This is a genomic window from Salinarimonas sp. (genome assembly GCF_046292825.1).
Classification (GTDB): Bacteria; Pseudomonadota; Alphaproteobacteria; order Rhizobiales; family Beijerinckiaceae; genus Salinarimonas.
Map to the genome: position 1 here is coordinate 1 of NZ_JBKBQG010000084.1, position 8,182 is coordinate 8,182.

Annotated in this window: 7 protein-coding genes; 3 read left to right on the forward strand and 4 right to left on the reverse strand. The window is 69.5% G+C overall.

What is annotated here, in order from left to right; genetic code table 11:
• Window positions 1-310 precede the first annotated feature (310 nt).
• On the reverse strand, window positions 311-1,591 hold the full coding sequence (locus tag ACK4UM_RS20665) for an O-acetylhomoserine aminocarboxypropyltransferase (RefSeq protein ID WP_409802868.1): 1,281 nt from the start codon (window positions 1,589-1,591) through the stop codon (window positions 311-313).
• Between the two features lie 252 nt (window positions 1,592-1,843).
• Between ACK4UM_RS20665 and ACK4UM_RS20670 the strand changes: the two genes are divergently transcribed.
• Together ACK4UM_RS20670 and glpX are read left to right on the forward strand one after the other, a co-directional pair.
• Entirely contained in the window at window positions 1,844-3,163 is a 1,320-nt protein-coding gene (locus tag ACK4UM_RS20670) for a homoserine dehydrogenase (protein WP_409802871.1), read from the forward strand.
• A 49-nt stretch (window positions 3,164-3,212) separates the two neighbouring features.
• Window positions 3,213-4,211, forward strand: coding sequence for a class II fructose-bisphosphatase (gene glpX, locus ACK4UM_RS20675; RefSeq protein WP_409802874.1), 999 nt, complete (start codon window positions 3,213-3,215; stop codon window positions 4,209-4,211).
• A 350-nt stretch (window positions 4,212-4,561) separates the two neighbouring features.
• Here the strand turns inward: glpX and ACK4UM_RS20680 are convergent, their stop codons facing one another.
• The 3 genes from ACK4UM_RS20680 to ACK4UM_RS20690 all read right to left on the reverse strand — a co-directional run bounded on the left by ACK4UM_RS20680 (window position 4,562) and on the right by ACK4UM_RS20690 (window position 7,580).
• Complete coding sequence (locus ACK4UM_RS20680) at window positions 4,562-5,290, reverse strand: ABC transporter ATP-binding protein (protein ID WP_409802877.1); 729 nt, start codon at window positions 5,288-5,290, stop codon at window positions 4,562-4,564.
• A gap of 5 nt (window positions 5,291-5,295) precedes the next feature.
• Window positions 5,296-6,573, reverse strand: a complete 1,278-nt coding sequence (locus tag ACK4UM_RS20685; RefSeq protein WP_409802881.1) for a lipoprotein-releasing ABC transporter permease subunit — start codon at window positions 6,571-6,573, stop codon at window positions 5,296-5,298.
• Window positions 6,574-7,361: 788 nt separating this feature from the next.
• Window positions 7,362-7,580, reverse strand: a complete 219-nt coding sequence (locus ACK4UM_RS20690) for a hypothetical protein (protein WP_409802884.1) — start codon at window positions 7,578-7,580, stop codon at window positions 7,362-7,364.
• A 148-nt stretch (window positions 7,581-7,728) separates the two neighbouring features.
• Between ACK4UM_RS20690 and ACK4UM_RS20695 the strand changes: the two genes are divergently transcribed.
• Window positions 7,729-8,058 (forward strand): helix-turn-helix domain-containing protein, encoded by a 330-nt coding sequence (locus ACK4UM_RS20695; RefSeq protein ID WP_409802887.1) that lies wholly within the window; start codon window positions 7,729-7,731, stop codon window positions 8,056-8,058.
• Window positions 8,059-8,182 lie beyond the last annotated feature (124 nt).

An 8,182-nucleotide genomic window follows, 5' to 3' on the forward strand; every position in this document is an offset into this window, starting at 1 on the left:
CCCTCCCCGTTGGGGTGGGTGGACTTTCGAGCGGAGCGAGAAAGGCCGGGTGGGGCCCGGGTGGAGATTATCCTTCAACCCTCGGGCCCCACCCGACCCCTGTCGCTGCCGCTCCAGGGGCCACCCTCCCCTACGGGGAGGGATTCGCGCCCCAATCCCTCCCCGTAGGGGAGGGTGGGCTTTCGAGCGAAGCGAGAAAGGCCGGGTGGGGCCCGGGTGGATATCTTGCTTCAAGCCTCGGGCCCCACCCGACCCCTTCGCTGCGCTCAGGGGCCACCCTCCCCTACGGGGAGGGATGTTCCCCCGCCCCTCACCCCGCGAGGGCGCGATCGAGATCCGCGATCAGGTCGGCGGGGTCCTCGAGGCCGATCGACAGGCGCACGACGTCGGGGCCCGCCCCCGCCGCCACGCGCTGCTCGTCGGTGAGCTGGCGGTGGGTGGTGGAGGCGGGGTGGATGACCAGCGAGCGCGTGTCGCCGATATTGGCGAGGTGGGAGAACAGCTCGAGCCGCTTCACCAGCGCCACGCCCGCCTCGTAGCCGCCCTTGACGCCGAAGGTGAAGACGGCGCCGGCGCCCTTGGGGCAGTAGCGCTGCGCGAGCGCGTGGTAGCGATCGCCCTCGAGGCCGGGATAGCTCACCCAGCTCACGCCCTCGTGGCCGGCGAGATGGCGGGCGACCGCGAGCGTGCTGTCGGACTGGCGCTGCATGCGAAGCGGCAGCGTCTCGATGCCGGTCAGGAGCAGGAACGCGTTGAAGGGCGAGAGCGCGGGGCCGAGATCGCGCAGCCCGAGCACGCGCGTGGCGATCGCGAAGGCGAAGTTGCCGAAGGTCTCGCCGAGCACCATGCCGCCATATTCCGGCCGGGGCTTCGAGAGCATCGGATAGCGCTCGTCGCCCACCCAATCGAAGGTGCCGGCATCGACGAGCACGCCGCCGATCGAATTGCCGTGGCCGCCGAGGAACTTCGTGGCGGAGTGGATGACGATGTCCGCGCCGTGCTCGATCGGGCGGATGAGGTAGGGGCTCGCCATCGTGTTGTCGACGATCAGCGGGATCTTGTGCTTCTTCGCGATCTGCGCGACCGCCGCGATGTCGACGATGACGCCGCCCGGATTGGCGATCGACTCGATGAAGATCGCCTTCGTGCGCCCGTCGATCAGCGCCTCGAAGCTCGCCGGATCGTCGGCGTCGGCCCAGCGCACCGACCAGTCGAAGCTCTTGTAGGCGTGGTTGAACTGGTTGATCGAGCCGCCGTAGAGCTTGTTGGCCGCAACGAAATTGTCGCCCGGCTGCATCAGAGCGTGGAAGGCGAGGAACTCGGCCGCGTGGCCCGAGGCCACCGCGAGCGCCGCCGTGCCGCCCTCCAGCGCCGCGACGCGCTCCTCGAGCACCGCGCAGGTCGGGTTGCCGATGCGGGTATAGATGTTGCCGAAGGCCTGCAGGCCGAACAGAGACGCGGCATGGTCGACGTCGTCGAAGACGAAGGAGGTCGTCTGGTAGATCGGCGTCGCGCGCGCGCCGGTCGTCGGATCGGGCGTGGCGCCCGCATGGATGGCGAGCGTGTTGAAGCCGGGCGTGCGATCGGTCATCGTCTGGTCCTCGGATGGCGTTTCCTTCGAAGCGGTGTTCTTTTAAGCGAACGCGCGAGGCGGGTCAAGGAACCCCCGGAGCCCTCGATCCATTCAAGGCTGGGCGGGGGCGCCCCGGATTATCCGCTATTCCGAACGCGTTCGGAGATTCGGTCGCCGCTCGCCTTGAAACCGGCGGCGAAAGGGTGCAATACCGTCACGCATGTCGTCTCGCGGGCCTCGCGCCCGCCGCAGCCTCTTGGATGTCGCCTCATGAATCAACCGCTCAGGCTCGGTGTCGCCGGTTTGGGAACCGTGGGCGCGAGCGTCGCGCGGATTCTCGCCCGCAACGGCGAGGCGATCGCCGCCAAGGCCGGGCGGGAGATCGTGCTTGCCGGCGCCTGCGCGCGCGACCGCTCGCGCGACCGCGGCGTCGATCTCTCCCGCGTCGCCTGGCACGACGACCCGGTGGCGCTCGCCCGCGATCCCGGCATCGATTGCGTCGTCGAGCTGATCGGCGGCGAGGAGGGCGCGGCGCGCGCCTGCGTCGAGGCGGCGCTCGCGGCGGGCAAGCCGGTCGTGACGGCGAACAAGGCCCTCCTCGCGCGCCACGGCCTCGCGCTCGCGCGGCTGGCGGAGGAGCGCGGCGTCGCCCTCGCCTTCGAGGCGTCCTCGGCGGGCGGCGTGCCGGTGGTGAAGGCCCTGCGCGAGGCGCTCGCCGGCAATCGCGTGCGGCGCGTCTACGGGATCCTCAACGGCACCTGCAACTACATCCTCTCGCGGATGGAGGCGGAGGGGCTCTCCTTCGCCGAATGCCTCGCCGACGCCCAGCGGCTGGGCTATGCGGAGGCCGATCCGACCTTCGACGTCGAGGGCTTCGACACCGCCCACAAGCTCTCGATCCTCACGAGCCTCGCCTTCGGCGTCGCGCTCGATTCCGAGGCGATCTACGTCGAGGGCATCTCGAAGATCGCCCCGCTCGATCTCGCGATGGCGAAGGAGCTCGGCTACCGGGTGAAGCTGCTCGGCGTCGCCGAGCGCACCAAGACCGGCATCGAGCAGCGCGTCCACCCGACCATGGTGCCGCGCACCTCCGCGATCGCGCAGGTGATGGGCGTCACGAACGCGGTGACGATCGACGCGGACGCCGTCGGCGAGCTGACCCTCATCGGCCCCGGCGCGGGCGGCGAGGCGACGGCGTCCGCCGTGATCGCCGACATCGTCGACGTCGCGGCCGGCCACGTCCGCCCGGCATTCGGCATGCCCGCGGGGCGGCTCGAGCGGCTCGAGCGCGCGCCGATGCAGCGCCACGAGGGCGGCTACTACATCCGTCTGTCCGTGTTCGACCGGCCGGGCTCCGCCGCGGGCATCGCCACGCGGATGGCGCAGGGGGATATCTCGCTCGAGAGCATCATCCAGCATCGCGCCCGCAGCGCCGACGTCGATCCGACCGGCCGCTCGGGCACGCCGGTGCCGGTGGTGCTGATCACCTACGCGACGACCGAGGCGGCGATCCGCGAGGCGCTCGCGCGCATCCACGCGGACGGGCTCGTCGCCGAGCCGCCGCAGGTCATCCGAATCGAGCGGGACTGAGCCCGCCCCCAGGGGGTCGCCCGGAAGGGCATTCGAGGAGCATGCGTCGATGAACGAAACCAAGAAGATTGCGCCCAACCCCTATATCGAGCGCATTCTCACGCTCGAGCTCGTGCGCGTCACCGAGCGCGCGGCGGTCGCGGCGGCGCGGCTGCGCGGGCGCGGCGACGAGAAGGCGGCCGATCAGGCGGCGGTGGACGCGATGCGTCGCGAGCTCAACCGATTGCAGATCGACGGCACCGTCGTCATCGGCGAGGGCGAGCGCGACCAGGCGCCGATGCTGTTCATCGGCGAGCGCGTGGGCCTCGGCTCGGGCCCGAAGGTCGACATCGCCGTCGACCCGCTCGAGGGCACGACCCTGTGCGCGAAGGACATGCCGGGCTCGATCGCCGTGATGGCGATGGCCGAAGGCGGAACGCTGCTCGCCGCGCCGGACGTCTACATGAACAAGATCGCGATCGGCCCCGGCTACCCGCAGGGCGTCGTCGATCTCGACGCGTCGGCGACCGACAACATCCACGCGCTCGCCAAGGCGAAGGGCGTCGCGCCCTCCGCGATCTGCGCGCTGATCCTCGACCGCCCGCGCCACCACGACCTCATCGCCGAAGTCCGCGCGACGGGTGCCGCCGTGCGGCTGATCTCCGACGGCGACATCGCCGGCGTCATCTACACGACCGACAGCGCCCGCACGGGCATCGACATCTATCTCGGCATCGGCGCGGCGCCCGAGGGCGTGATCGCGGCGGGCGCGCTGCGCTGCATCGGCGGCCAGATGCAGGGCCGGCTCGTCCTCGACACCGAGGAGAAGCGCGAGCGCGCCTTCGGCATGGGCGTCAAGGACCCCAACAAGAAATACGACGTCACCGAGCTCGCCTCCGGCGACGTGATCGTCGCGGCGACCGGCGTCACCGATTCGGCGCTGACCATGGGCGTGAAGTTCGGGCCCGAGGTGATCGAGACGGAGACCGTCGTCTATCGCTCGGCGACCGGCACCGTCCGCAAGATCGCCGCCGAGCACCGCGAATGGGCGAAGTTCCACCTCGATTGAGGTTGAGTTCGGGTGCCGCCCTTCCCTTAAGGGAGGGTTGGGTTGTCATCCCGGACGCCGAAGGCGATCCGGGACCCATATCCACGACCCTTGTTTCGCAGCCTATAGGCTGCGTGTCTCCGACGACCGATGCGGCAAGGCAGCGGAGCGAGCGCGGCATGCGCGCTCGGACGATCATCGGAGCGTATGGGTCCCGGGTCCGCTTCGCGGCCCGGGATGACAGCGTTCGAACGATTTACAAGCTCTGACGGCAAGGAGAGGGAGCGCCAGTACGGCAGCGGGCCCCACCCGACCCCTGTCGCTCCGCTCCAGGGGCCACCCTCCCCTACGGGGAGGGATATCTCCCCATTCTACCCCACATCGATCACCAACCCGTCACGGATCGTGACCACGCGGTCCATGCGGCGGGCGAGGTCGAAATTGTGGGTGGCGACGAGGGCCGCGAGGCCGGATGCGCGCACGAGCGCGATCAGCGTCGAGAAGACGTGGGCGGAGGTGTGCGGGTCGAGATTGCCCGTCGGCTCGTCGGCGAGGAGGACGCGCGGGGCGTTGGCGACGGCGCGAGCGATCGCGACCCGCTGCTGCTCGCCGCCCGACAATTCGGCCGGGCGATGGTCGAGCCGCTCGGAGAGGCCGAGAAAGCCGAGGAGCTCGGAGGCGCGCGCCTTCGCCTCCTTGGCCGACAGGCCGCGGATGAGCTGGGGCATCACCACGTTCTCGAGCGCGGAGAGCTCGGGCAGGAGATGGTGGAACTGGTAGACGAAGCCGATCTCCTCGCGCCGCAGCCGGGTGCGCCCCGCATCGTCCATGTGCGCGGTCGCGTTCCCGCCGATATAGACCTCGCCGCCGTCCGGGCGCTCGAGCAGGCCCGCGACGTGGAGCAGCGTCGACTTGCCGGTGCCGGACGGCGCGACGAGCGCGACCATCTCGCCGGGCCAGACCGCGAATTCGACGCCCTTCAGGATCTCGAGCCGGCCCTGGCGCTGCGGATACCAGCGCTCGACGGCGTGGAGGAAGAGGGCGGGATAATCGCCTGGGGGCTGCGTCTCTCGCGCGTCGTCGGTCACGGATCCGGTCATTCTCGTCATCCGTAACGCAGCGCCTCGACGGGATCGAGCCGCGCCGCCCGCCAGGAGGGATAGAGGGTCGCGAGCAGCGACAGGCCGAGCGCCATGACGAGCACCGCCACGACCTCGAGCGGATCGATATCGGCGGGAATTTCGGCAAGGAAGCGCACGGTCGGATCCCAGAGCGTGGTGTTGGTGATGCGCGCCACGATCTCCTGGATCGCCTGTATGTTGAGCGTGAACAGGAGCCCCAGCACCAGACCCGCGAGCGTGCCGACCACCCCGATCGACGCGCCCGTGATCAGGAACACGCGCATGATCGCCCCGCGCGTCGCGCCCATCGTGCGGAGGATCGCGATGTCCGCGCTCTTGTCCTTCACGAGCATGATCAGGCCAGAGACGATGTTGAGCGTCGCCACGATCACGATGAGCGTGAGGATGATGAACATCACGTTGCGCTCGACCTGGAGCGCGTTGAAGAAGGTCCGGTTGCGCTGCGTCCAGTCGGTGAGGAAGATCGGCCGCTCGATGCCCGCCTCGATGCGTGCGCGCGCGATGCCGACCTGGTCGGCATTGTCGAGGAAGACCTCGATCACGTTCACGTCGTCGGCGCGGTTGAAATAGGCCTGCGCCTCGCGCAGCGGCATGAAGACGAAGACGGAATCGAATTCCGTCATGCCGATCTCGTAGATCGCCTGGACCGGATAGCTCTTGATCCGCGGCGCGGTGCCGAAGGGGGTCGCGGCGCCGCGCGGGGAGATCAGCGTGATCTGATCGCCCGCCTGGAGCGCGAGCTGGGCTGCGAGCCGCGCGCCGATTACGACGCCCTCCGCCTCCGGATCGTCCGCACGGGCGAAGCCGTCGAGCGAGCCCTGGACGACGTTGTTCGCGATCTCGGGCACGCGTTCGAGATCCTCCCCGCGCACGCCGCGCACGAGGACGCCCCCGCCCTGGAGCTGCGAGGAGGCGAAGGCCTGGCCCTCCACGACGGGAAGCGCGAGGCGGATGCCGGGCAGGCTCTCGAGGGTGCGCGCGACCTCGTCGTAATCGTCGAGCGGGCGCTCGATCGGCGCGACGAAGACGTGGCCGCTCATGCCGACGATCTTCGACAAGAGCTCGTTGCGGAAGCCGTTCATCACCGAGAGCACGATGATCAACGTCGCGACGCCGAGCATGATGCCGATGAAGGAGAACAGCGCGATGACCGAGACGAAGCCCTCGCGCCGCCGGGTGCGGAGATAGCGCCCGGCGAGCATCCACTCGAAGGCCGCGAAAGGCCGCGTCGCGCGCGCCATCAGCTCACGTCTCCCTGTTCAGCGCCGCCGGAGCGTTCCCACGAGAAACGGCGCGGGTACCGTCAGGCACGGCGAATCCGGCACTTTCGAGATCGCGGCTCCCGCCGGCTCTCGGCGACGAGCGCGCCGGCCGCCGATTCGACGCGCGAGCGCCCGTCTCCCGCGAGACGCAGACAATACGCCTGCGCGGCAAAAGACAAGGCCGGCGTGCGGGTTTTCCCAGCGAAGCCTCGTCTCGGCGGGAGCCGCGCGGTGCCGGAAAGATACCCATATGCAAAAAGGAAAGGCACTCTATGCACAAGGACGTGACAAGCGCTTTGGCGTAGGCTACAAACCGTCACACCAAGACACGCCCGCAAGGGCGCTGTTCGAGGGGTGCGGCCCAAGTCTGGGAGGAAACAGGCATAAGCCCGGGGCAACAAGCCATTGCGGGCACGGTTCGCCAGAGACCGGCCGAAAAACAAACAAAACGCTTTCGAAGCAAGGCTGACGCCTTGCTTTTTTCTTTTGCGGCGCCGCCGATTACCGGTAGCAAACTTCGGCGCCCCCCTCCCCTGCGATCGACGATACGATTCACGTTTCTCCGCCGATCGGGTCGCGCTGCACTCCGAGGGTTCGCGAGAGGCTCGCGGGTCTCCCCTCCCCCTCGTAGGGAGGGGCCGGGGATCGTGCAGGCGGCAACGCGACGCCTCGTCCCGCACGCGCCCCATCCGTCTCCTGTCGCGAGCGCGCGCGGAGCCGCCGTCAGGGGGAAGGACAAGGCGCCCCGCTGCGCCCCCTCGCCCCCCTCAGCGCCGCCGCCACCAGAACCGCGTCCGCCCGGGGCGCGGAGCGCCGATCGCGAGCCGCCGGTCGATCTCGGCAAAGACCTCCGCCTCGGTGACGTTCTTCCGCTTCGGGCGGGGACGGAAGAAGCGGAGATAAACGATCCCGACGACCGGAATCAGCAACTGCGCCAGGCTGAGGACCACGAGGATCATGTCCCGGAGGGTCCAGGGCTCGCTCATGGGGGCCTCGCGGGGTTTTGGGGGTGGGGTGTGTCGGGTGTTGGACGGACAAAGTACCTTCAGAAGGTACATACGTCAAATCATGTCTTCTCACGCCCTTACGCGACGCCGGGTCCTTTGCGCAGCTTCGCGTCGTGGGAGGCGGCGCGTGACACTCAAGGACATCGTAGGCGCAAACGTCCGTGCGGCGCGCAAAGCGCGCGGCTGGAGTCGCGAGCTCCTGGCCGAGAAGGCGAACATTTCCGAGACGACGGTGGGCAAGATCGAGCGCGGCGACGTCGGCTCGTCCTTCGACACGCTGGAAGCCCTGGCGAAAGCCTTCGACATCCACCCCACCGCCCTGTTCGCCGCCGAGCCCCCGGTGGCGCCGACCCCGGAGCGCCAGAAGGCGCTGACGCGGCTTCAGGTGAAGCTGACCCGCTGCACCGACGACCAGCTCGCGGCGGCGGAGAAGGCGGTGCGGATCGTGTTGGAGTGAGAGCGGGTCTCCCCTCTCCCGAATGGGAGAGGGGCCGGGGGTGAGGGCGTACGGCCCGAAACCCAGCCACCCCCCCCCCCCCCCCCCCGGAGCAAGCCCCCCCCCCGCGCCCCCACCCCCCCCC